This window comes from Glycomyces sp. YM15, assembly GCF_016918015.1.
Lineage (GTDB): Bacteria > Actinomycetota > Actinomycetes > Mycobacteriales > Micromonosporaceae > Glycomyces.
Genome location: NZ_JAERMK010000041.1, coordinates 1 through 24062, shown reverse-complemented (window position 1 = coordinate 24062; position 24062 = coordinate 1). Strand labels below are relative to the sequence as shown.

Annotated in this window: 18 protein-coding genes and 2 pseudogenes; 12 read left to right on the top strand and 8 right to left on the bottom strand. The window is 65.8% G+C overall.

Features of this window, described 5'->3' with window-relative positions; all coding sequences use genetic code 11:
* Positions 1-171: 171 nt before the first annotated feature.
* A complete protein-coding gene (locus tag JHY01_RS25320) occupies positions 172-555 on the bottom strand; it encodes a hypothetical protein (RefSeq protein WP_205328510.1) in 384 nt (127 codons plus the stop codon).
* Between the two features lie 154 nt (positions 556-709).
* Here JHY01_RS25320 and JHY01_RS25315 point away from each other — a divergent pair, with 154 nt between their 5' ends.
* The 3 genes from JHY01_RS25315 to JHY01_RS25305 all read left to right on the top strand — a co-directional run bounded on the left by JHY01_RS25315 (position 710) and on the right by JHY01_RS25305 (position 4510).
* Positions 710-928: a hypothetical protein gene (locus tag JHY01_RS25315; RefSeq protein WP_205328509.1), complete on the top strand. Its 219-nt coding sequence runs from the start codon at positions 710-712 to the stop codon at positions 926-928.
* A gap of 61 nt (positions 929-989) precedes the next feature.
* A complete protein-coding gene (locus JHY01_RS25310; RefSeq protein ID WP_205328508.1) occupies positions 990-1550 on the top strand; it encodes a hypothetical protein in 561 nt (186 codons plus the stop codon).
* An 8-nt stretch (positions 1551-1558) separates the two neighbouring features.
* The gene (locus JHY01_RS25305; RefSeq protein ID WP_205328507.1) at positions 1559-4510 is read left to right on the top strand and encodes a M48 family metallopeptidase; all 2952 of its coding nucleotides are present in this window, start codon (positions 1559-1561) and stop codon (positions 4508-4510) included.
* Between the two features lie 440 nt (positions 4511-4950).
* Here JHY01_RS25305 and JHY01_RS25295 read toward each other — a convergent pair whose 3' ends face one another.
* Together JHY01_RS25295 and JHY01_RS25290 are read right to left on the bottom strand one after the other, a co-directional pair.
* Positions 4951-5877: a hypothetical protein gene (locus JHY01_RS25295; protein ID WP_205328505.1), complete on the bottom strand. Its 927-nt coding sequence runs from the start codon at positions 5875-5877 to the stop codon at positions 4951-4953.
* Positions 5878-5908: 31 nt separating this feature from the next.
* The gene (locus JHY01_RS25290; RefSeq protein ID WP_205328504.1) at positions 5909-6442 is read right to left on the bottom strand and encodes a hypothetical protein; all 534 of its coding nucleotides are present in this window, start codon (positions 6440-6442) and stop codon (positions 5909-5911) included.
* Positions 6443-6775: 333 nt separating this feature from the next.
* Here JHY01_RS25290 and JHY01_RS25285 point away from each other — a divergent pair, with 333 nt between their 5' ends.
* The gene (locus JHY01_RS25285; protein WP_205328503.1) at positions 6776-7372 is read left to right on the top strand and encodes a hypothetical protein; all 597 of its coding nucleotides are present in this window, start codon (positions 6776-6778) and stop codon (positions 7370-7372) included.
* A gap of 387 nt (positions 7373-7759) precedes the next feature.
* Here the strand turns inward: JHY01_RS25285 and JHY01_RS25280 are convergent, their stop codons facing one another.
* Both JHY01_RS25280 and JHY01_RS25275 read right to left on the bottom strand, forming a co-directional pair.
* On the bottom strand, positions 7760-9001 hold the full coding sequence (locus tag JHY01_RS25280) for a family 16 glycosylhydrolase (RefSeq protein WP_205328502.1): 1242 nt from the start codon (positions 8999-9001) through the stop codon (positions 7760-7762).
* A 364-nt stretch (positions 9002-9365) separates the two neighbouring features.
* Entirely contained in the window at positions 9366-10280 is a 915-nt protein-coding gene (locus tag JHY01_RS25275; RefSeq protein WP_205328501.1) for a TetR/AcrR family transcriptional regulator, read from the bottom strand.
* Between the two features lie 165 nt (positions 10281-10445).
* On the opposite strand from JHY01_RS25275, the gene JHY01_RS25270 reads away from it, so the two are divergent.
* Positions 10446-11261, top strand: coding sequence for an SDR family NAD(P)-dependent oxidoreductase (locus JHY01_RS25270; protein ID WP_205328500.1), 816 nt, complete (start codon positions 10446-10448; stop codon positions 11259-11261).
* Positions 11262-11434: 173 nt separating this feature from the next.
* Here JHY01_RS25270 and JHY01_RS28245 read toward each other — a convergent pair.
* Positions 11435-11712: pseudogene (locus tag JHY01_RS28245) on the bottom strand (alpha-hydroxy-acid oxidizing protein); the annotation flags it as partial.
* A 489-nt stretch (positions 11713-12201) separates the two neighbouring features.
* Here JHY01_RS28245 and JHY01_RS25260 point away from each other — a divergent pair.
* From JHY01_RS25260 to JHY01_RS25245, 4 genes are all read left to right on the top strand, one after another.
* Entirely contained in the window at positions 12202-14856 is a 2655-nt protein-coding gene (locus JHY01_RS25260; RefSeq protein WP_205328499.1) for an RICIN domain-containing protein, read from the top strand.
* A gap of 135 nt (positions 14857-14991) precedes the next feature.
* The gene (locus JHY01_RS25255) at positions 14992-16755 is read left to right on the top strand and encodes an RICIN domain-containing protein (protein WP_205328498.1); all 1764 of its coding nucleotides are present in this window, start codon (positions 14992-14994) and stop codon (positions 16753-16755) included.
* 306 nt (positions 16756-17061) lie between these two features.
* Positions 17062-17574 carry a hypothetical protein gene (locus JHY01_RS25250; protein WP_205328497.1) on the top strand — a complete coding sequence of 171 codons (513 nt, stop codon included), beginning with the start codon at positions 17062-17064 and terminating at the stop codon, positions 17572-17574.
* 12 nt (positions 17575-17586) lie between these two features.
* The gene (locus JHY01_RS25245; RefSeq protein WP_205328496.1) at positions 17587-17961 is read left to right on the top strand and encodes a hypothetical protein; all 375 of its coding nucleotides are present in this window, start codon (positions 17587-17589) and stop codon (positions 17959-17961) included.
* A gap of 129 nt (positions 17962-18090) precedes the next feature.
* Here JHY01_RS25245 and JHY01_RS25240 read toward each other — a convergent pair whose 3' ends face one another.
* Both JHY01_RS25240 and JHY01_RS25235 read right to left on the bottom strand, forming a co-directional pair.
* Complete coding sequence (locus JHY01_RS25240) at positions 18091-20136, bottom strand: cellulase family glycosylhydrolase (RefSeq protein ID WP_205328495.1); 2046 nt, start codon at positions 20134-20136, stop codon at positions 18091-18093.
* 338 nt (positions 20137-20474) lie between these two features.
* The gene (locus tag JHY01_RS25235; protein WP_205328494.1) at positions 20475-21248 is read right to left on the bottom strand and encodes an AraC family transcriptional regulator; all 774 of its coding nucleotides are present in this window, start codon (positions 21246-21248) and stop codon (positions 20475-20477) included.
* Positions 21249-21573: 325 nt separating this feature from the next.
* On the opposite strand from JHY01_RS25235, the gene JHY01_RS25230 reads away from it, so the two are divergent.
* The 3 genes and pseudogenes from JHY01_RS25230 to JHY01_RS25220 all read left to right on the top strand — a co-directional run.
* Positions 21574-22518, top strand: coding sequence for a glycoside hydrolase family 43 protein (locus JHY01_RS25230; RefSeq protein WP_205328493.1), 945 nt, complete (start codon positions 21574-21576; stop codon positions 22516-22518).
* A gap of 162 nt (positions 22519-22680) precedes the next feature.
* A complete protein-coding gene (locus JHY01_RS25225; RefSeq protein ID WP_205328491.1) occupies positions 22681-23670 on the top strand; it encodes a LacI family DNA-binding transcriptional regulator in 990 nt (329 codons plus the stop codon).
* Between the two features lie 167 nt (positions 23671-23837).
* Positions 23838-24062, top strand: a pseudogene (locus JHY01_RS25220) (sugar ABC transporter permease); the annotation flags it as partial.

Sequence of the window (24062 nt, the reverse complement as noted above, 5' to 3'; positions counted from 1 at the left end):
ACCGCTTCGGCCTTGAACTCCTCGGGAAACCGGCGATGATACTTCGAGGTCGACACTCTTCACTCCTTGCAACCCGAACCCTACCGGCCCGGGAGATCAAGGTGTCAACGTCAAAGGGTTAAGCCCCGAGATCGGAAACAGGTCGAACCTGCAAAGGTTCGGCCTGTTTTGCTATGCAGGTCTGGTAGGTCCTTTGGGTTTGCCGGTGGGTTGGTAGTCGCGGGTGGGGTCGAGGGTCAGTTGGCGGAGGTTTTCGCCGGTGATGGTGTCGATGATGCGGATGTCGAGGCCTTCGACGATCAAGAGGACCCGGGTGCCTTCGTGGATCCTGCCGACGCCGAAGTGGTGGAGTTTCCCGTTGTGGCGCATGGTGACGGATCCGGCTTTGTCGATGGTGTCGGTGCGGATACGCCCGGGGTCAGGGGCCTGGAGGTCGGTGCCGGGGGCGGCTTTGGGTCGGGAGTTCTTCTGAGTGACGCCCAGTCGCGCGAGTTCGTGCTCGAGGGCGTTCTTGCCGCCTCGACCGCCGGCTAGGCGGTGGGGCGGCGCCTTCATGGCGGTATCGGCTGATGAGCTTGGAGACCCATCCTTTCGATACGCCATCCACACCCGAGAGATGGGTTTCCTATGTCCTGAACGAGGACACTGCCGTCCCGACTTGTGACCGCGTGTGAACGCGTGTGACCGGTTGTGATAGATGTGAACGGCCGTGGCCGGGCACGACCTCGCGATTGCGCCCGGCCTCGCTGTCTCTGCTGGCCGCGGTAAGTCGGTCGGCGACTGCGACCAGCTCCAGTCAGGCGCGGGAGGGCAGCAGCCGCAGGCCCATCGGCTTGCCTTGGCGCTGAGCGCGCTCGGGGTCGCGCTCACGAACGTCTGCGACCTGCTCTGCGTCGACCCGATCCTCCTCGGCGGCAGCTTTGAGTGAAGTTTTGTCGGGATTCTGACATATGCGGGTCCACCTGGGAACTCGCAGGTCAAGATGCCCAATGAGAATGCTTCTGCTTGTTACGATCGCCGCCATGCACCCCCGAAACACGCTGGAGAACGCAACCGAATCGATTGTCCGGCACGGTGAACCAATCGGAACGATCGTCCGTGACGTGGTTGCCGAAGTCGAACCGAGCGAGCTGCCGATCGTCGACGGCCTGCTTGAGCTGGACCACCGCCAGGTCGTGAAGCTCATGAAGCGGCGTCCCCGCAAACGGGAGCAACTTGGATTCGGCACCGCAGAGATCGTCGTTCTCATAGCCCCGATCCTTTGGCTTGCACTCGATGAAGCGCTCAAGCAGATCGTGGCCGAGGGAGTCAAGTCTGCTGTGAAGAAGTTGTCCGCGGGTGCCCGGCGGGTGCTGCGGAGGCCACGTCGCCAAGTGCGGCTTCCGGTCATGGAATCGCAGCAGCTCGAGCTTCTGAGGGACGAGGTGAGGGCAATCGCGCAACACAAGGGCCTTTCGGAAGATCGGGCTGCGGAGATCGCGGACGCGTTGGTCTCGAGGATTGCGAGGGGCCGAGCCGGTGAGCCCCCGTCGATCGAGCGCGGAGACTGACCAGTCCGATGCACCCGGCGCGGCCGACGCAGACCCTGCTTGATCTGCCCTCACGTAGCGCCGACTCCATCGCCCGATTCATCCAGATGATCGTGCTCATGCTGCTTGCGAGCTTGGCGATGGCCGCGTCGGTATTGGAAGGACTCGACCCCGATCCTGAGCCCCACGCCCTCGGCTGCCTTCTCGCGGGCGGGTTCGACCCACAGCAGCTCAAGATCAGCACCAGTGCAAGCAACCTGGCGATCCTCAACCGATCAGAGGCCCACTACGACTGCGTCGCCGAACATGTGAGCCTCCCTCCCATATGGATCGGTCCATTGGGGGTGCTGCTCGTTGTCGGCGCCGCCTGGATCCTCTTCCTGATCCTGCCGATTTGGCGAACGCGCCGCGGCCACGTCGCGGTGCTTCCCGAACACGACACGGCCATCCGCGACCAGATCGAGGAACTGGCTGAGCGGGTGGGTTTGCGAACGACTCCCAAGATCGTGATCGACTTGGTCGAACCGACCATCGGTGCCGTCGTCTTCGGCAGCAACCGCAAACCGGTGATCCGCATCAACGGAGCGGCAATCAGGGAGCGGCAATCACAGCCGAAAGTCTTCGAAGCGGTGCTGTTGCACGAGATGGCTCACATCCGCAATCGTGACATCACCCTCACCTACGCCTCGGTGGCGCTTTGGCGAGTGTTCGTCGTCCTCGTGATCATCCCTTACCTGATCACCCAGTCCATCGCTCTGCCCAATGTTGCTCAGGGTCTTGCTCCCGATCTGGTGCCGCTGCTCCTGGCGAACCTGAGTCTCGGGATCATTCTGGTGTTCATGACATACCTCGCCAGGCTTGAGGTTCTTCGCCGTCGTGAACTCGACGCCGATCAAGTCGCCATCGAATCGGGAGCGGATCCGCGTGCGCTCGGGAAACTCACCGAGCAGACGAACCGACACCGGCTGCTTCGGTGGTTGGGCCAGGTGTGGCAGACCCATCCCAGCCCGCGGTCGCGGTACGCCGTGCTCAGCGACCACGCGATGCTCTACAGACCTCGGCCGCTCATGTTGGTCCTCAGCGGGGCCGCGGCCATGCTCATCACCGATCAAGTTCCAAGGGAAATGCTGCACTTCCTCAAAGTGCCGACAACCTGGACTGATTTGTTCCTCGTTGCACCCGCGGTCGCGCTGGTGACCATCGTCGTCGGTAGTTCGCTGTGGAACGCCGCCATCCACGCCGTACTGCACGACAGAGCGGCGCCGACCGGCGCGACCGAAGGATGCTGGCTAGGAGCAGGCCTGGTCCTCGGACAGTTCGTGAGCGTCAACGACGGATTTCATATCCAATGGCTCCCCGACTATCCGCCTGTCTACCTGATATTGGTGCCCATGGCGACGGCCTTCACCTGCTGGGTGTCCCAGAGCGCCCGGATCTGGACCGAACGCTGGCCGGGCAAGCGGATCGGACCGATCATGCTCGGGAACCTGATCGGGTCCGGAATACTCCTGGGAGTAGCGCTGACATGGTGGATCAAGGGCGGGCTCGGATTCACCTTCGGCGACATGACTGACATCATCTTCATCGAGCGGTCCTTGATGGAGGAACGCTCATCTGACCTGTCCGATTCCTATGGGCAGGTGCTCTCCGCGATCTCCTCAATCGCTGTCTTCTTTCGGACGCTGCATCTGGTTCCGTTGACCTGGACTGCACTGGGGGTACTTCTCCTTCCGCTCCTGGCATGGTCGGTGCCTGGAGGCGACGGCGAACGGCCCTGGACAGCGCGGTTCGGTCAGATGCGGCCGAAGGCGACGACTGATCTGATTCCGCCGCGAAGGCTCACCGGTGCAGTCGTGCTCGGTGCGCTGGTGGCATTCGCCGCGATCTTGACGGTCAGGGATTTGATGGCGCCGTGGGCGCCCGCTTTCATCGACGATGCGGGTGGTCTGCACCTGAAGGTCCACTCCACCGGTATTGTGACGGCTGTGGCGCTAGGCGCCATGGCAGCGGCGATGGTCGCGAGCGCTCTGGCAGGACGCTATCGTCTGCTGTTCGCCGTCATCAGCGCACAGCTCGCGGCCTGGATGAGCCTCTCGATGGCGTTCGCGCTCAATATGGCCGACGGTTGTCTTGGATCGCTGAATGTATTCCGAGACACGTGCGGCCTGACTCCCGGGGCTGCGGTGAACTTGTTCAACACCGACGCGCTCCCGTGCCTGGTCCTCGCCGCCATCGTCGGCTTTGCGGGTGCCGCGCTGGTCGGCGGCATCCAGAGGATGCTCCGTCGGTTCCCGAGCAGACGGTTGATTCGGCTGTGCCCACTTACCCGTGCCGCCGCGGTGCGGCGTGTCCGGGTCTGGGGCGTCGTGGCAGTCTGCGTGCCGATCGCAGGGATCGCGATCCGGTCCGAAACCGTCGCTGCCACCGAGACGGACTCCGGCATCATCGATGTGGAGGTGGCCGAACTCGTGGCGGCGGACCGCTATGCCCCGGCGTCTCCGGAGGTGCAGGCCCTCCAGATCTACTCGTGGCTCGAGTATGGCGGGTTTGAGTTGGTCGACGGTCTGTACAAGAACCTCTACGAAGACCGTAACTATTTGGATTCGGCCCTCGCGACCCTGCCGTTTACGGTAGTTGAGGGTCCGATCCTGAGTGAGAACCTCGAAATCGTGGGGTTCGAGACAGGGATTGAGCATAGGCCGATAATCGAAGATCTGGACTGGCAGCGGCTTGAGACATATTGCGCGCTGATTGGCGAGCATGTGACAGACGCGCGACGTTACTTCGCGATCCCGAACGCCGAAGCTCAGGTGCTGTGGGATGAGTCCCTGGAACAGGTCGGCAGCGGGGTCCAAATCTGCCTTGAAGCCATTGAGATCCGTGACCGGTCCAAATTGCCTGATGCCCTGGACGAGTTCATCCTTGCTTTGCCGCTCCTCACAGACACCGTCCACCTCATCGAAGTTCTCCAAGCGGGTTGAGCAACGGCAACAAGTCAGTCGTCTACACCAACAACCTCCTTGGCCGTGGAACACGGAAGGACCTCACTCAGATGGCCCGAGTTCGGAGAACCGCTCCAGTCAGATCGTGATGCTCGGGCCTTTGCGATGAGGCGCTTGACGCTGCGAACGCTGACGCCATACTGGATGGCAAGATCCTTCTGTCTAGCGCCGGACTCGTATGCGGTAACGAGAGTCGTCCGTTGGGCGGGGGAGAGGCGTCGGTGGAGCGGGCGGGGACTTCGCTCCGTGACGCTCTCAATCGTGAATTCTGCCGTTGAGGCCGTGCGTCTTGAGGGGCCCGAAGCGTCGCCATCGCCCGTCAGTGGGCTGGACAGGCGTACGAGCATGACGTCTACCTGCGGTGGCGCCTTCTGCGACGCATGGCGTGCCCATCGGCTCGAGCGGGGATGTCGGGCTGGTCAGGGTGCGTCGGATTTGCGGTGGGAGAGGTGTCGTATCAGCACGATCGCGGCGAGCACCGCGGCGAGGGCGATGAGAATTGCCGCCCAGGGGGAATCAGGTTCGGCGTCGGCGTCGATTCCGGGTAGGTCGAGGGTGAGCTGGGCGGTGCGTTCAACATCACCGCTGCGCAGGACCGCCGTCGCGAGCCACGGTCCGGCGGCGAGCGGCTCGTCCAGTTCGGCGGCGACCCGGCCCGAGTCCCCGGGAACGATCGTGGTGCCGGCCTGGAATTCGAAGGGACCGGCGGTGAGCGTGCCGCCTTCGTAGGCAAGTGTCGCCGACCCGGCCAGATCCACCGCGCGTTCGCCGGTGTTGGTCACACGAGCGACCAAAGCGGGTCGGTCAGCACTCCCGGCGAGTTCGAGGTCGTCGATCCGGAAGTCGGTGGACGGCTCCCCGCCAGGGCCGACGCTGAGGTATACCCGGACCCCGACTCGGTGGATCTGCCGGACGCCGCTGCCGTCTACGGAGGCGGCCTCCGCCATGACCGCCGCATAGCGCTCGCCTCGCGAAGCGTGTTCGGGGACGTCGATGGTGACGTCGACCGATGCGGTCGCACCCGGCGCCAAGTCCACGCTCGACGGCTCCACAAGAGTCCAGTCGGTCAGATCGTTCCGGCCTCGCCCCTCGGAAGCGGTGAAGACGTCGTCTTCGACCCCTGCCGCTGCCGCATAGAGGTCGATCCGCTGCGGTTCGGTCGAGGCGTTGCTGGCCTCGATGCGGCGTTCAAGGACGGCGCCGGGTTCGACGTGATCGACGATGTACGCGTCCGAGCGCGGATCGTCCGAGGGCCCGCCGTGCGTTACGAGCCGGACGCCGATACTCCCGGAGCCTTCGGTCGAGCCCTGCGCTGTGCCGTCGGACGGGACTGCGGCCAACATCATCGCCGACATGAGCACCAGCCAGAGCTGGAGCCTAGAGGACAGTGTGGGTCACCGTGCCCGTGTAGAGACCTCCGACGGCGGCGGCCGGGAGGTCGATCAGCAAGGTCGGGTTCCAGGAGGCGGTGTTGCTGCCGACGCCTGCGGTCAAGGTGAACGCAGTCTGCTCGGCGCTGAGGGTCACCGCGTTCGCAGCGAGCGGTTGGGCGGGGGTGAACACACCGGTGCCGCTGGTGGCGGTCGCCGGGCCCGACCAGTACCGGACGCTGGTGTTCGGAATGGTCTCAGCGCCCGTTGCACCCCCTGTCGTGAACGCGGTGGAAGAGACCGATGCGGTCCAGGTGGCGGTCAGCAGAGCGCGGTTGTCTGTGACCGTGACTGTTCCGATCTGACCGGTCGCCGTGGTGCCCGGAGTACCAGTGCCGAGATCGGACGAAGTCGGCACGCTGATCGCCAGGGCGCCCTGCTCGACCGTGACCGTGACATCGGTGTCTTGCGCCGACGCGACCGCGGCGCCACCGAACACCAGCGCCACCGCGGCGAAGGTGGTGAAGAGTATTCGTCGCATTCGGAGTCTCCAAGCCAGACAAATCAGCCGACACGATTAGCATAGGCGCGAATAGTGTCACCCGATGGGAAACACCACGGCCTGAGCCGCGACTGCTCCAGGGCCTCGCTCGCTCCCTATAGCCGCGGCGGCCTTCTGCGTCACCAAGCGGTACTGCTTCTTCCATGCCAAATGCCGAAGGGCCTGACCGGACGACCACGGCAGACCGTTTGTGGAAACCCGAGAAAAAACGAGGGCATCACGGACCGATCGCCGGGATCTGTTGTAGGAACGCTACAACTGAGTCGCGAATTCGGTAGTGAGGTGCTTGCGCATGGTAGCGACACTGGCCTCATGAACACGACACCGCAGACCACCGCTGCAAAGGGCATCGTGCCCGCCGTCATCTGGGGGCTCGCCCCGTTCGCATGGCTCTTCCTTCTCCTAAGCTGGCTCGCCTCGGACGGGGACCTGTCCGGCCCGGTCCAGACCGCACTCGGCATCGCGGTCCTGTCTCTGCCTGCACCCTGGTTGCTCTGGGCCTCATGGCGGATGCCGCGCCCACGCGTGAAGACGTACCTCGCCGAAGGAGGCGCCCTGGCCGCGATGCTGCTCTCGCTCTTCGTCACCGCCGTGTACTTCCTGCCCGCCGGCAATCCGAGCGAGACGGCGTCACCGGGCTTCACCGCGGCGTTCGCCGCCGCCGCGGCGGTACTCATCGCGGCCGCCTGGCCGCTGGCGGGCCGCCGCCTCGCCTACGGCCTGCCCGCCCTGGGCTGCGCGGTCTTCGCGATCAGCGTTCAGGTACCGCAGTGGAGGACCGGCGCGCACCTGGAATCGGCGATCGCCATCGCGGACGAGGTGCTGCTGTACGTCCTCATGGGGGCGATCGCCCTGGGTGTGCTCCTCCAGATCGCCTGGTGGCTGCGCGGGAAGCTCCGTGCTGCCTGACCGAACCGGAGGCCGGGGCCGCAGCCGCGGCCCCCTGCGCGCCAGCTGAGCCCGTCGGTGCGTCAACGTCTCGAAGACGCATGTCGACACGAGCGCGCCGAAACTCGGGCAAGTGTCGACGTATGCCGAAGGCGCAGTCCACGTGTTCATGAGCTGATGCAAGATGAGACGCTTCGCGGCCGCGTTCGTGAACCCGTTGCCTGCGGGAGCCTGCTCCGGCGGCCCAGTTTCGGGTGGGGATGGCCTGGGTCAGGTGCTGGACCCGGGCCGGCGGCAGGGCCGGGTCGGTCCGGACTTGCTTGTCGTAGCCGACTTCCTCGAAAGGCATCGGCCGCCGGACCCCGGGCGCTTCCCGGGGCCCGGCCGCCAAGCCGAGGCGCTGCCTTCCTACTGCGGTTCGAGCGTCCAGACGGTGTTCGCGTCGGCGGCTCCGGTGTTCCAGCCGACCGAGCTTCCCGACCCGTAGAGGTACCCGCGCCCGCTCTGCTTGTTGTTGATCCGGAGCCCGCCGTCAGCGGCTTCGAATGACCAGAGTGTGTCGTCGCCGTACCATCCGTCGTTCCAGATGACCACGCCGTCTGGTTGGGTGTCCAGGTACTTGCGGCCCTCCCGGACGTTGTCGATCGTCCAGTACCCGGGTTGCTGCTCCTTGAGGATCCATTGCTGGTCGTCGTAGATGCTTCCCGGCTCCAGTGCGACCGCGCCGGCGGCGCCCGAGTCGAGGTACTGCCCGGTCGCGACGTTGCGGAGCCGGTAGGTCTGACCGCTCTGCGGGCCCCCGGGCTTGTAGGCGCGGAAGTAGTCGATCACGAATTCCTTCGGCCGGGTGTCGGTGGGATCGACGGTGCCGGTCCACCCGGCGTTCTCATAGATGCTCAAGAGGAACACCATGTTGTACGCCGGGGAGGAGCTGATCGTCTTCACCAGGTTGTTGTCGACGAACAGCTTGATCTGGCTCGGATCCCACTGAAGGCCGTAGATGTGCATCTCGCTGGTGAGGTCGAATCCGGCGGTGATGGTGTTGGAGTTCTCGATGACGTTCGGATCCGACCACTTGTGGAGGTTGAACAGGAACTTGTCCGGATTCGGACCCGGGTCCTCCATGATGTCGATCTCTGCGTTGTGCTCGGGAGTGTCCTCCCAGCCGAGCGTCCAGAACGCGGCGTGGATCCCGCTGCGTGCCGAGGTCTTGGCGCGGATCTCGAAGTATCCGTACTTCGGGGCGTACTTCCAATCTGTGGGGATGCTGTGATCGAAGGGAGCAGTCTTGTGCAGGCCGGTCTTCTGTCCGGTCTGGATGCTGGAGACCTTCATGGGGTTGTCGGAGTAGTAGGTGGGCTGGTCGTCGTCGATGCGCAGTACGAGGGCGTTGTTGCGGAACCCGTAGCGGGCCGAGGCCCGCTCTGCGGTGGTTCGGGACTCGAGGTACTTCGTCACCCACAGGTTCGAGTCGAGGCTTCCGTTGAACTCGTCGTTCCGGTCCAGGATCCATCCGGGCTTCTCGAGCGGGTTCGGCGGCATCTCCGCCGCGGACGCTGGCGCCGCCACGAACGTCGACAAGGCCAGGGCGCCACCGCCCGCAAGCAGGCCGCGGCGACCGAGTCTGATGCTGTCGGGATCGAATGCCATGGGTCATCTCCTTTGATGGTTGTCCTTCTAGCGGATGGTGCGGGCGCTCCGGGCTCGAGGTGATGCGCGTTGCCGGTGCCCGCCGAGAGGCTGGTCCCATGGCCTGGAACGGAAAGAGACCCTGCGAAGTCACACCCGGTTCCCGATCGGCGGGCCCTGCCGGCCGCCGGGGAGCCAAACGCGGTACTCATTCCGAGGCGAAGGCCCTCTCGCGATCCAGAATGACAACGGTTCCAGATCATGTCAACTGAATCTGTCGATATCTAGATAACGGTTTTGGCACGTTGGATCAGGCGATTTAGGGACACATCATGGCTTGGCGAGCTTCTAGGTCTTCTCAGTTGCAGGGCGCCTCGAAGCCGCTCTAATGCCGGAATGACCACCGGCCGCCCCGGTTGGACCGCCGCTGACAGTTACCCTCCGCGTCTGGCGGCAGATTCGGCCGGGGGTCCAGAGCGCGGTGTCGACGCGCGACGGCCTGCCTGGCTTGTGGCCGTCTTTCGGGCGGGTGGTGAAGGTCAGGCCGTTGTCGGTCTTGGTTGAGGCCGGGTCCCGTGAGCGGCGGCTGGAGATCTCTTCGATGCGCAAACTCGGCCGCTATGGCCGGGGCCGTATCGCCGGAAACGGCCGTCTCCGGGCCGCGAGGCGGTAACGCCGGGTGCGGGCGTGCGAGGGGTGCCGGTTCCGTCAGCGGTGCGATGGCGTTCATGGCCTCGTCCAGCAGCGCGCCGAGCGACTGCTTGTTGTCCTCGGACGCCCATGCGGACTGAGCGGAGTCGAGGCCGGCCAGGGCGGCGCCGACGAGTGCGACCGCGGCGATCCGCCCCAGTTCGCGGCCGTCCTCGGACAGGCGGCGCTGCAACACGTCGGCCAGCGCGTCCCGCCACAGCGCGTGCTTGAGCAGGTGAGTGGCATGCAGTGCAGGGGTGTTCATGATCATCCGGGTGATCTGGAGCGACTGCGGCCGCTCGCTCATGCCCTGTACGAGGTCGTCGAAGGCCCGGCGCAGTGCGAGCCACGGGCGCTCTTGTGTCGGACGTGATTCCAGGGCCGTGGCGAGCTGCCCGCCCATTTCGACGAACCACTGCCCGAACACGTCCTCTTTGCTGGCGAAGTAGCGGTGGAAGCTGCGGCGGGACAGGCCTGTCGCGGCCGCGATCTGCTCCACTGTCGTCGCTTCGAAGCCCTGCTCTACGAACAGCTTCAGGGCCGCCTGCGCCAGCTCCGCGCGCACCACGCTGCGGGTGCGCTCGCGCAGTCCCACTTTCGGCTCCTCCATGAGGACAGCGTACACCGTCTGGCACGAAGAGTTGTGTTGAGCACACAAGGCCTGACTTGACACACTGAGACATGTTAGGCGTATAGTGAAGTCATCGAAGACGTCGCCGCAAGTCGCCGGCGCCGTATCGCTCCGGCTCCCGCCGGAGGAGAGAAGGGACTTCCAATGTCGAAGACATGGCTCATCACGGGCGCCTCCCGCGGCTTCGGCCGCGCCTGGACCACCGCCGCCCTCGAACGCGGCGACCGGGTCGCCGCCACCGCCCGCGACGTCGACACGCTGACGGAGCTGAGCGACCGCTTCGGCGACGCCGTGCTGACGATCCGACTCGACGTCAACGACCGCGACGCGGACATCAACGCCGTCCAAGCCGCGCACCGGCACTTCGGCCGCCTCGACGTGGTCGTCAACAACGCCGGCTACGGCCACTTCGGGACCACCGAAGAGGTCACCGAAGACGAGGCCCGCGCGCAGATGGAGACCAACTTCTTCGGTGCGCTGTGGATCACTCAGGCCGCGATCCCGTTGCTCCGCGAGCAGGGCGGGGGGCACATCGTCCAGGTCTCCAGCATCGGGGGCGTGACCGCGTTCCCCGGGCTGGGCGTCTACAACGCCTCCAAATGGGCCCTGGAAGGACTCACCGAGGCGCTGGCTGGAGAGGTCGCCGGATTCGGCATCAAGACCACGTTGATCGAACCGTCCGGCTTCGCTACCGACTGGGCAGGCGCCTCCGCCAGCCGCTCGCAGCCGAACTCGCTGTACCAGCCGCTGCGCGACGCGATGGCCAACTGGAGCAACGGACCGGCGCCGACCGCTGAGGACAGCATCGAAGCATTCTTCGCCGCCGTCGACGCGGCCGAGCCGCCCACCCGCCTGATCCTCGCCTCGCAGGGATACGACCTGGTCCTCGCCGCCCACGAACGGCGTATGGACACTTGGCGGGCCTGGGAGAAGACCGCCCGCTCCGCCGATCCCGCATGAGCCCGCCGAGGCGGCCATGATGAACGGTCGCCTCAAACGATCATGTAGGAAACGGATCCAGTCAGCGCTCCCATCTTGAGCGCGTGAACGTCCGTGATGTTGCGCCTCGCGCCGTGCCGGAGCCGGCCACCGCTAGTGAACGGTGGCCGGCTCCGGCACGGTCGTCTGCGCTTGCTCATTCTCGTGCGTTCGACCGCTACTTCAGTGTCCCGGCCGACCTCGCGCACCACCTCGGGCAGCAGGTGGAACGGGATCGTGGCGGTCGGGCCGGCTGCCGCCGTGGTTGGAGAGCGTGATGCCGTCGACGCCCATGTCCGGCTTCGCGTCCGCGACGGTCGGGACGCCCTTGACCACGAGCTTCCCGGACCACTCCTTCCGGCGGGATCGCGAAGCCGTTGCGCTTGTCGCGCAGCGGCGCACCCGCGACCGGAACGTCCACAGTGATCAGCAGGTGTCGAACCGGCCGCCGCCGCCCGTCCCGGCCCCGGTGGCGAGGTCATATTGGGTGTAGGCGCCCGTACGGAAGGCGTACTGAGGCTGACGCGCTGCTCGGGGGTGGGCCGAGGGCCGACGGGCCGGTTTCGAGACCGTGAGCGGAACCTCTTGGGATCGGAGACGCCGAAATGCGTGCTCCCGGGCAAACGAGGCCCAGGCAGGCATTTCGGACTGTCGCACGAGTCCGCCGATCCTCGCGGCTTCTTCACGATGGGGAGCGTCCGCCGTCGGACGTTCGGTCATTTCTCGAATTTCTCGCATTGATTCCGTTCAACATATTGACGAAGTGGTGAACGATCACTATTTTCAAGGGATCGAATATGGTGAACGATCACTATTTGCTCGGACCTGAAAGGCGCCCATGGCGCCCGACGGCCTCAGTGTCCCGACCGATGCCCACAGCTGAATGACCCATACCGCGAACTTCAATGATGAGGACGAATCCATGCCCCCCAACCAAGACCGCTTGCTTCGCTCACTGGCCCGGGCCGTCGTGGCGGTGGTGTGCACGCTGGCGGTCGCGTTCACGACCGTCGTACTGAGCGCCGCGCCGGCCGCCGCCTCGAACACCACCTATTACGTCAGCGCCACCGGCAGCGACGCCAATACCGGAACCAGCCAGGAGCAGCCCTGGCGGACGCTGGCAAAGGTCAACGGCACGACGTTCGGTCCCGGCGACAAGATTCTCCTGCGGTCCGGCGACACCTGGACGGGGCAGCTCTGGCCCAAGGGCTCCGGCTCCGCCGGCTCCCCGATCACCATCGACCGCTATGGCACCGGCGTCAAACCCCGGATCGCCGGCGCCGGTCTCGTCGCCGACGCCGTGCGCCTGTTCAACCAGGAGCACTGGGAGATCCGCAACCTCGACGTCTCGAACACGGCGCCGCCGACCAGCACCTCCGGGGGGCACCTCGGCGACTTCCGCGGAGTCGGCGTCCACGGCGACAACGGCCAGACCCTGAGCCACTTCGTGATCGACTCGGTCGACGTCCACGACGTCACCGGCGAGATCAACTGGATCGGCGGCAACTCCGCCAACGACAGCCCGGGCATCAACTGGGGCACCGGTTGGGACCGCTCGAAGAACACCGGCGGCATCATCTTCCTCACCTCGGTTCCCGACATCACCGCTCCGGGGAGTCCGACCGTGTTCGCGGGCATCGCCATCGAGAACTCCACGATCAAGAACACCTCGTTCGCCGGCATCACCGTCAAGCAGTACACCGGTGACGCTCCCGGCGCGGTGCCGACCGGCTGGGGCACCCGCCGCACCGCCGGCGACACGCGCTTCGCCCCGCACACGGACGTCGTGATCCGCGGCAACTACATCACGCAGAAGGACACGCAGTTCGGCGCCAACGGCGTCTACCTGACCAACGTCCGAGACGGCCTGGTCGAGGACAACGTGGTCGACAACGTCGGCGTCTCCGGCATCGAGACCTTCACCGCCGACCGCGTCACCGTCCAGTTCAACGAGATCTTCGGGACCGAACGGGCCAACGGCAGCGCCGACGGCAACGGCATGGACCCCGACATCGCCACCACCAATCAGCTGTTCCAGTACAACTACCTGCACGACAACGAGGACGGCATCCTCCTGTGCGGCTGCAACAGCAATTACAGGTTCGGCAGCGCGATCGTCCGCTACAACGTCGTGACCGGCTCGACGCGGTGGAACCTCCACTTCTCCCAGCAGTCCGGCACGACCGCCCAGATCTACAACAACGTCTTCCACAGCACCACCGCGCCGAACATGGTCACCGGCCCCGTCGGCGGGACGGCGACACTGAGCAACAACCTGTTCTCCTCGGCACGTTCCGACGTCCGGTTCGATCAGCCGAGCAACCTGATCTACCACAACAACGGCTACTCCTCGAACCTCACGCCGCCGTCGGCCGAGGGCGACGGCGTGGTCGGTGACCCGCTGTTCGTGAACCCCGGCGTCACGGGGCCGTATGGGGACGTGAACGGGCCGCGCCTGGACACCGCCGAGAACTTCGCGCTCCGCGCGGGTTCGGCGTTCATCGATGCGGGCGTCGAGGTCGCGGGCAACGGTGCACGCGACTTCGTCGGCGCGGCGGTGCCGAGGGGAACGGCCACCGACATCGGCGCGTTCGAGGCGGCCGGCACCTCGGTGTACAGGGTGTCCGAGTCGTTCAACGGCCTTCAGGCCGGGCCGCTGTCCAGCGGGACGAACGGCTGGCGGGTCACTTCGGCCAACAACGCGGTCGACGTCGTCGCGAACCCGTCCTCGAGCAACAAGAGCGTCAGACTGGCCCGGACCGCCAACGGCGGCGGCGTCGACGGCACCAAGCTCGCCCGCGTGTTCGCCAACCCGCTGCAGGGCATCGTCACCGTCGAGGCGAGCGTGATGCGCAACGACACCGAGGGCGGCTGGTTCGGCCTGCCCTATGTGTACAACGCAGACGGGGTGCAGGCCATCAGCGTCGCTTTCGCCAACGGCAACATCATCGCGTACCAGGGGAACTCCTCGAGCGTCGTCGGCTCGTACCAATCGGGCCAGTGGTATCGGATCGCGATCACCCTCGACACCGAGGCCCAGCGCTACAGCCTCGATGTCGACGGCCAGCGAGTGCTCACCGACGCCGCGTTCCGCAACGCCATGCCCGGCGTAGCGACGATCGCGTGGTACGCCAACGCCAGCGAGCGCGGCTCGGCCCACGTCGACGACGTGAGCGTCGAAGCGGCGACTCCGCAGAGCGGACAGCGTTATCGCATCAGGAACGCATCGACCGGGCAGTATCTCGACTCCGGAGCCGACGGCGCCGTCGCACTGGAACCGGGCAGCGTCTACGACGACCAGCGCTGGATTCTCAAGGAGCAGCAGCCCGGGTACTGGACGATCGACAACGTCCGAACCGGTCGCGAATATCTCGACACCGATCCGAACGGCGTGGTCATCTGGAACGAGGGATGGCTCGGCGACGACACGCTCTGGGCGATCCAAGCGGTGGACGGCGGCTTCCGGATCGACAACAAACAGAGCGGGCGCGGATACCTCTACGGTTCGGGCGGATCGGTCGGCTGGAACGCCGGAGCCGCCGACGCGAACACCGTCTGGACGTTCGAACTGCAGTAGGAACTGGACCTCCGGCTCGGCGGCCGGGCTCCGAGCGGTTCGCTCGGAGCCCGGCAGTCCCGGTCGATCTGGCAGCGGCGACGCGCTCGTTTCGCAGGCCGAGAACGAATTACCAACAGATCAAAGGAGATCGACGTGAATATCCCTCTGGAAGACGCGGGCTCTCGGCTGCGAAAGTGGGCCGGTGCGCTCATCGCCGGGTTCCTGCTCGTCTCAGTCCTCATCGCCCCCAACTCGGCCGCAGCCGCCGAAGTTCTGATCGACGAGACCTTCGACGCTCAGACCGACCCCCCGAACTTCGGTTTCCCAACGGGAGCGAGCATCGGCAACGGCGTTCTCAACGTCACGGAGAACATGAACAATTACACTTCGTCAGTGCGGGAGTTCTCCTCATCCACATTGGGTGAGAAGACGATCGACCTGCAATTCGACTGGAAGACGGCGATCGCCAGCGACGGAATGAAGACCGGTCTGGAATTTCGCGACAGCAGCGGACGCCTCGTCTTCGCCATCGCCGCGACCGCCTCTGAACTGCGCTATGCGGTGACGGGCCCCGACTCGGACTCCTCCTCGGCCCCCGACTCGCTCAATCCCACCTGGATCAAGACCGGCTTCGACCGTACCAAGTGGTACACGGTCGATCTGCACATGGACTTCACCGTCGGCACGGTCCAGTACTCGATCACCAGCAAGGAGGCGTCCCCGGTGGTGAGGGCCTCCGGCACCGGCAGTATCACGGGGACGAACCTTGCGAAGCTCGTCGCCTGCAACTACTACGGCACCGGCGTGCAGTCGATCGACAACTTCCGGCTCGACCGGCCCGATCACACCGCTGAAGGAATCCTCGAAGGCTCGTCCGTCTACGCATTCGGCGACAGCATCGTTCGCGGGCACAAGTACTCGCGCGGCTTCGTCGACTTCGTGGCCGAACGCGAACGCATGGCGCTGACCAAGTACGCGGTGAACGGCGCGACGGTGGGACCGGTGTCCGGTGACCCCGTCGGGAAGATCCTCACGCAGGTCAAGTCGGCAAGCTCCGTGGCGCCTGATTTCGTGGTCTTCGACGGCAGCACGAACGACGCCATCCCGCTCCTCGGGACCGGCTACGAGATCGGCTCCCTCAGTGCCTCAAAGGATCCAGCGACCTTCGACACCAGCACCTACGCAGGATCGCTCGAAGCCACCATCTACGAGATGCAGCGGAAGTGGCCCTCCGCCCAGATCGTGTACGTGCCCGTCCACAAGTTGGGCTCGCGTGACTGGGACATCCAGCTCGCCCTTCGCGACCTCAATCTGAACGCCGCGCAGAAGTGGGGCATCGCGGTCGCCGACGTCTTCGCGGACTCGGCGTTCGACACCCGAATCGAGAGCCATCGGGTGGCTTACACGTTCGACGACCTGGTGAACTCCTATCCGGGAACCGGCGGTACCGGCACGCACCCGAACATCGCGGGCATCACCGAGTTCTTCGTGCCGGTGCTCACCGCGAAGCTGGCCGAGCTCGCCGGTCCGGTGAGCGGCGCTACCTACAGGCTGAGGAACGCGGCGACGGGGGAGTACCTGGACTCGGGAAGCGCGGGGAGCCTCGGTATGGAGGCCGGGACCGTCTATGACGACCAGGACTGGATCTTCACCCGAGGTTCCGACGGCACCTGGACGATCGACAATGCCAGGTCCGGTCGGTCGTATCTGGACACGGAACCGAACAACGTCGTCAAATGGAACGACGGCTACATCGGTCCCGACACGAAGTGGAGCATCGAGCCGGCGCCGGGCGGTTTCCGGCTCAACAACGAGGCCCCGGACCGGTCGTACCTCTACGCGACCTCGACCGGTGAGGTGCGGTGGAACACCGGCGCCACCGACGACAGCGCCGTCTGGATCCTCGAACGACGGTAGCCGCCGAGGCACGAAACTGAAGGCGCCGCCCCGCGCCGGCACGACGCGGGGCGGCGCCTTCGACTCTGGCGGGCCGCAACCGGGAACCGGCATCACCGGCACGGCGGTGCCGACCAGGAGGGGCGCCTGCGCGACGTCGGCGACGGCTCCGCCGAGATCGCGGCCCGCCGCTCAGGCAAGCGCCTCGACGCGGATCCGTCCGGCCTCGGACGTCCGAATTATCAGGACGGTTCCGAGACTTCCGTCTAGGGTCCGGAGTAGAGCTGTTCGACTCCAGAGATCGCTATTCGAGAGGTGGTGGGCTCGTTGAGCTTGACGCACCATGAGTTCTGGACGCTGGTCCACGGGATGGTGTTCGGTGCGGTCTTCCTGCTCGGGTTCGCCGGTGGCCTCGAAGGGCTGTGGAGCCTGCGGCCGCATCTGATGACGGCCGAGGGCATTCGCGGTCGGGCGCTGCGGCTGAAGATCGGCACGACCGCCATGGCCGTCGCCGCGTGGGGCACGGTGCTGACCGGCACCTGGATCGTCTACCCGTGGTACCGCGAGGACGTCCCGGACAGTCCGCGGTCGGTCCTGCTGGCCGATCCGGCCAAAGAGCAGTGGCATCACTTCGGGATGGAGTGGAAGGAGCACATCGCGTGGATCAGCCCGATCCTGGCGACGCTCGTGGCCTTCATCGTCCTCTACTACGGCGCCGGCCTCATCCTCCACGAGCGGCTGCGCCGGACCACGCTGGCGCTGTTCGTGCTCGCGTTCGCCATCGCAGCGATCGCGGGGATCCTCGGGGCGCTGATCACCAAGACCGCCCCCTTGATTTAGGAGTGCTGCGACATGACCTCGAATGCGGACGCCGGTGCCACCGAACCCGAGCTCGGCGACTACACCGACAAACCCGAGGGCCCGATCGCGGCGGCCGTCCTCGCGGCCGGGATCGGCTCCTTCGCGTTGGGGCTCTTGACCACGCTGGCGGAGGCCAACGAGCGGGTCAAGGAGTTCCTCAACTTCTACGACCCGGTCGGACCGCTTTCGGGCAAGACGATCGGAGCCGTGGCCGTCTGGCTGGCCGCCTGGATCGTGCTGCATCTGCTGTATCGCGGCAAGGAGGTCGAATCCCGCAAAGAGCTCGCGATCTCGCTCATCCTGATCGGCCTCGGTCTCCTCGGGACCCTGCCCCTCTTCTTCCAGGCGTTCGCACCACCCGAATGAGTGCTGTGCATGGCCAGCGCCGGCGGTGCGGCGAACCGCGGCTTTGACGCCTGGAGTCGCAACGGATCGGTCCCTTCCGGACGCGGTCCCGGCCCATCGGGGCCGGGACCGCGTTCATGCTGTCGGGCGTCAGCCGACGGTGCCGGTGACGGTGCCGCCGGATTCGGTGACGTAGTAGGTCAGGGTCGCTCCGCTCCAGTAGTAGAGGGTGAGCTCGACCTGCCGGTCGTCTTGGACGTCGTTGAAGAACTTGCTGCCGAGGTCGAGTTCGTTCGCCGCGTAGTCCGGCATGAAGCCCTCGCCCCATTCCTTCCAGGAGGTCCACTCGATCGGGCCGGCGTTGCCGCCGTCGTCGGTGTAAACGGCCTGCATGGTCTTCATCTGGTCGCCGTTCCACTCGGTCGGGATCGCGAACGTGTCCGCGGCCCCGGTCGCGTCGGCGATCTGCGGTGTGTCGTAGCTGATCAGGCTGATCCGCCACGGCTGGCCCGCCGAGAAGTCGGCGTGCAGGTCGGCCTTCTTGCCGTACTCGCGGTCGCCGAGCAGCGTCGTCAGCAGCGAGGCCTTGATGGTGAGCTCGCTGCCCGAAACGGTGTAGTCGGCGCCCTCGGTCAGCTGCGTGTCGCCGTGCCGCAGGCCTTCGAATTCGAGGCCGTTGAGTTCCAGCGCGACGGTCTCGTCCGTGATCTCACCGGATCGCTCGATGAACAGCTGGTCGGTCTCGGCGACACCCGAACGCGTGGTCCATGCGGCCTGGTACATGCCCCAGTATTCGGCGTCGCGGAACTGCAGGTTGTCGCGGTCGTAGCCGGGGACGCAGTCCCACAGCATGGTCGTGAGGTTCGCTTCCCTCGCGTAGTAGCCGGCGTACTCCAGGAACTTGAGGATCTCGCCGCGTTCGACCTTGCCCTCGACGTTGCCGCCGAGCAGGCTGTACTCGCCGATGATCACCGGGATGTCGTTCGCGACGAACGCCTCGTGCACGTTGTCGAACGCGTCGTGGATGTTGTCCTTGGTCAACTGGTCGAACGTGGGGCTCCCGGCGAGGTTCATCGCGAACGGCCAGTACCCGTAGAAGTGGATGGTCGCGGCCATGTTCGGGTCGTTCAGGTCGGTGAACGTCTGGGTCAGCTCGTCGACGGGGGTCTGGTCGCCGCTGGTGTGCAGCGTCGGCAGGACCAGCACCCGGTCGGCGTTGCCGCCGCCGGTGCCGCGAACGATCTCGTGGAACTGCTTGTTCAGCTCGTCGAGGTACTGGTACTTCTCCTCGTCCGTGGCGTCGTAGAACTGCGGTTCGTTGAAGCTCTCGAAGAGGAGCTCGTCCGGGTGGTCCTTGAAGCGCTCGGCGATGGCGGTCCACAGCGCGTCGTTGCGGGCGAGGATCTCCTCTCGGTTGGTCTTCATGTCCGCCTGCCAGATCCACGAGTCGTGGTGGGTGTTCAGCAGGACGTACAGGTCCGCCTCGAGCGCCCAGTCCACCACTTCCTCGACACGGTCGAGGTATGCCGGGTCGATGGCGTAGTCGGGGCCCTCCCCCTGGTGCTCGTTCCAGGTGACCGGGAGGCGGAGGCTGTTGAAGCCTTCCTCCTTGACGTCCTGGACGAGCGCCTGGTTGATCGGGTAGTTGCCCCACGAGGTCTCGTCGGGGATCGCGTCGAGCGAGTTGCCGAGGTTGAAGCCCGGCTGCATCGCGGCGACGGTCTCCATCGGGGTCAGGTCCTCGGACGGTTCGCCGGTCGGTTCCCCGCCGGGGACGGCGCAGGCGGATCCGTTGAGGGTGAACGAGGTCGGGGCCTCATTGGCTTCACCGAACGAGCCGGCGAACCCGAAGTTCACCGACTCGTCGGCGGCGAGGTCCTTGTTGTAGCTCGCGTGCTTGGCGGTGACGGCGCTCCCGGAGGAGGTGATGTCGGCGTTCCAGGCCTGGGTGACGCTCTGGCCGGACGGGAAGTCCCACTTGAGTTCCCAGCCGCTCTTGGCCTCGCCCCGGTTGGTCACCTCGACGTCGGCGACGAAGCCGCCGGGCCATTCGGTTCTGACCTGGTAGTCGACCTCGCAGCCTGCGGCTGATTGGGCGACTGCGGGAATGACGGCGCTGAGCCCGGCCGTCAGGGTGGCGGCCGCGACGGTGATCACGGCGAGCCGCCGTCGGCCTCGATGTCGGATGGATTGCATGTCACTCCTAGAGGGTTGGCGGTGATACGGGGTCGGGGCGCTGCGCTGGAACCCTCAGCGGATGGTCCGCCGTTGAACTCGAGTATGTAAATAGTTATATATGTATAAACAAACTCGAGCCCGGTGGTCTCTCGCGTGAGTCGGCGGCACTGCTGTCGATCCGGGTGCAGGCGGAACCCCGGCCAGGGAAAGATCGAATGTTTCGTCTTCGCGCTCAACATGCCACATCGTGGAGGTCGACGCAACATGCCCGTTTAGCCCGAGTTACGACATTTCGGTCGTCATTTGCATAGCTCCTTCATTTGATGAAAATGGGCTAGAGCGTTGCGCCATCGCGGTCAGGGTTCGGCCGAGGCGCGGACGGCGCGGGGCGATGCGCCGAACTCTCGGTGACAGGCCTTGTTGAACGCCTGGAGATCGGGGATGCCGACGGACGCGGCGACCGCTGGGATCGACAGTGTCGACTCGCGAAGCAGATGCCCGGCCCGCACCATCCGGCGATGCCGCATGTACGCGACCAATGTGGAACCGGTGGCCTCCTTGAACAGCCTGGTGAGGTGATTGTGGGAGATCCCGACCGCGCCTGCGACGTCCGGGACCGTCATCGGACGCGGTAGCCGCTGCTCGATGTAGGCGATGGCCGCGGCCACCGCCGGGTGTTCCCCGCCTCCGGGCGCGCTCGGGCGCAATCGCACCGTTCTCCACAATGCGGCCCACACCTCGGCTGAGGCGTTCGCTGGGGAATCGGCGCCCGCGGTGACCGCCTGGCGCAACATCTCGGCGAGCGCCGGGCCGGCGGAACCGGAGTTCTGGATGAGCGGGAGCGTATGCGGGGTCCCTCTCGCCGAAGGGCGAAAGTGCACGTAGAAGTGCTCTGAGCGTCCCCGATAGCGGTAGTGCACGTCGGTATCGGCGGGGATGAGGCTGACGCGGCCCGGCTTGATGTGGTGGCGGGAGCCGTCGACTTCCAGCTCGGCCTCGTATTGGTAGAGATGGAACTGCCACAGGTCAGGCAGGCGGAAATGGTCCTCGAGGGTGCTCAGGCCGTGGATGGCGAAGCCCGCGTTCACCACCTCGGGCGGGTCGTCGAGGCGAAGCGTTATCTCATGCATCCCGAAAATGAACCACGACTTTCATGATCAATCCTCCTGTATGCGTTTTCTGTGCTGCTGCCCGCGCCGGTCATTTCCACGGAAATGAACCAGAAGTCCGTGATTCTCGGCAACTAGGTCGACCGGATCGGCCCGGGGGCGGATGCGGCGGAGCGCCGGGCGCTGCGCGTCGGAAGCGGTGACACTTGCCGCAGCGCTCTCCCAACGTTACCGTGAACCTTCACGGATCGGAGCGCGGTCGCTGGTGTCGGCCTCCCTTCATCGGGACCGGCGCCGAGCTCCGTCGGACATGTCGAGCGAACGCTTCAGAAGAATCGGTGGGCTGATGAACCCGAGTTTCACGGGGTACCTGTATGTGCATTTCAAGCGCGAGTCGGTCGACGGCGAGCAGATCCATTTCGCCTTGAGCGACGGCGACGATCCGCTCCGCTTCGAAGATCTCAACGGCGGCAAGCCCGTCCTGTACTCCACGATCGGCGAACGCGGCGTCAGGGACCCGCACCTCGTCCGCTCCCCGGAAGGTGACCGGTGCTTCCTCGTCGCGACCGACCTGCGGGTGCACGCCAATGGTGATTGGGAGGAGATCCAGCGCCGAGGCAGCCGCTCGATCATGGTCTGGGAGTCCACCGACCTCGTCGACTGGGGTGAGGGACGGCTCGTCGAGGTCGCCCCGCCCGAGGCGGGGAACACCTGGGCCCCGGAGGCGATCTGGGACCCTGATCAGGGCGCCTACCTCGTCCACTGGTCGTCGAAGCTCTACCGCGACGCCCGGCACGAAGGCGAGAGCTACAACCGGATCATGTGCGCGACGACCCGCGACTTCCGCGAGTTCTCGCAACCGCGCGTCTGGGTCGACCGAGGATGGAACACGATCGACGCCACGGTGATCGACCACGATGGCGCCTACTACCGTTTCCTCAAGGACGAGCGTGGCCGCAGTAGTGAAGCGCCGCAAGGCAAGTCGATCTTCTCCGAGACCGCGGCGTCGCTCACCGCAGCGGACTGGCGGCCTCTGGCCGAAGGCATCGGCCTCGACTCGGTCTCCCAGGGTGAGGGCCCCTTGGTCTACAAGTCGAATACCGAGCAGCGGTGGTTCCTCTGGATCGACGAGTTCACCGAACGCCGCTACGTCCCCTTCGAGACGACCGACCTCGCGTCCGGCCGGTGGACGCGGTGCGAGGATTACCGGCTCCCGAAGGACCCCTGCCATGGCGTCGTGCTGCCGGTCACTTCTGAGGAGTATGCGCGGCTCAGTGCCGCTTGGGATTGAGCGGCACCGGAAAGGAACTTGCGTTATGCAGCTGGTATCGATACCGTGAACCTTCACGAGTTTCGAGCCCCGCCAGCCGCGGCGCACCGCGTCCTCCGGCGTCGGGTTCGCCGCGCCGCAGGCGGTCAACAGCATGAGCAAGTACAAGGGAATGGTGGCCCAGTGGGCAAACGTGTGACGATCCTCGATGTGGCCGCGGCGGCCGGGGTCTCGAGGCAGACGGTGACGCGGGCGATGAACGGCATGGGGGACATCAGCGAGTCGACGCGGCGCAAGGTCCTCGAGGCCGCCGAGCAGCTCGGCTACCGGCCGAGCCGGCACGCCCGGAGCCTGGTCAACCGGCAGAAGACCCACGCACTGGGGCTCGTGGTGGCCTCCTTGCGCAACCCCTACTTCACCGACATCGCCGCGGACATGCTCTCAGAGGCGACGGCCCGGGGGTGGCAGTTGATGATCGCGGCCTCGGAAGGCGAGGCCGTCGAGGCCCTCCGGCTGCTGTCCACCCAGGTCGACGTGATCGCCGGCCACTTCGGGGAATCCGATGCCGAAGTCCGGGATGCCGCGCAGGGACTGCCGGTCGTCCTGCTGGAGTCGCGGAGCGAGCTGCCCGGAGTCCACTCGGTCGAGATCGACATAGCGTCAGGGATCACCGACGCCGTCAGCGCCCTTCGTGAGCGCGGCGCCCGGCGGTTCGGCATGGTGGACTCGGCGTACTCCGAACGGATCCGAGGCGTCTACGAGCCCTCGCCCAAGCGGGAGTGGTTCGAGGCGGCGGTCGGCGACCAGCTCGTCGGCGTGGTCGTCGGCGAAGAGACGATCTCCGGCGGCGGGCGGGGGTTCGCGGAGCTGCTGCGCGTGCACCCTGACATCGATGCGGTGCTCATGTTCAATGATCTGATGGCGCTCGGCGCGATCCAGGGCGCGCACTCGATCGGCGTCGACGTTCCCGGCGAGGTCCGCATCGTCGGCGTGGACGGCCTGGCGCTCGGCGACGCGGTCGACCCGCCGCTCACCACCATCTCTCTTGACCAGCAGAGCCTGGCCTCGAACACTCTCGACATCGTCGAGACGCTCGCCAAGGCGGATTTCGCCAGGATTGACCCGATCCATCGCAGCGTCCGCTCGAAGATGCTGTGGCGCGAGTCCGCCTGATCTGAAAGTTCCGGTTTCCGGCGCTTGACAAGATCGAACTCTCTCTCTACCGTGAACCTTCACGGGTTGACCGTGAAGGTTCACGTAATTGATCGCGAAGGAGCGATGGTGCAGTTCTTGAACGGGGAGCGCCGCCACATGGGGCGCATGAGGACAGAGGCGAAGCGGTGACCGCGGCATTGGACGCGCCGGCCCCGGCCACCGTCCGTGAGCGCAGCCGAAGGACCCGCAGGCGGAATCTGCGCCGTCACTGGCAGCTGTATGTGCTGCTGGTCCTGCCGGTCGCGTATTTCGTGGTATTCCAGTACATCCCCATGGCGAACAACGTGATCGCCTTCAAGGACTACAACGTGGTCCAGGGCATCTGGGGCTCGCCGTGGGCCGGATTCGAC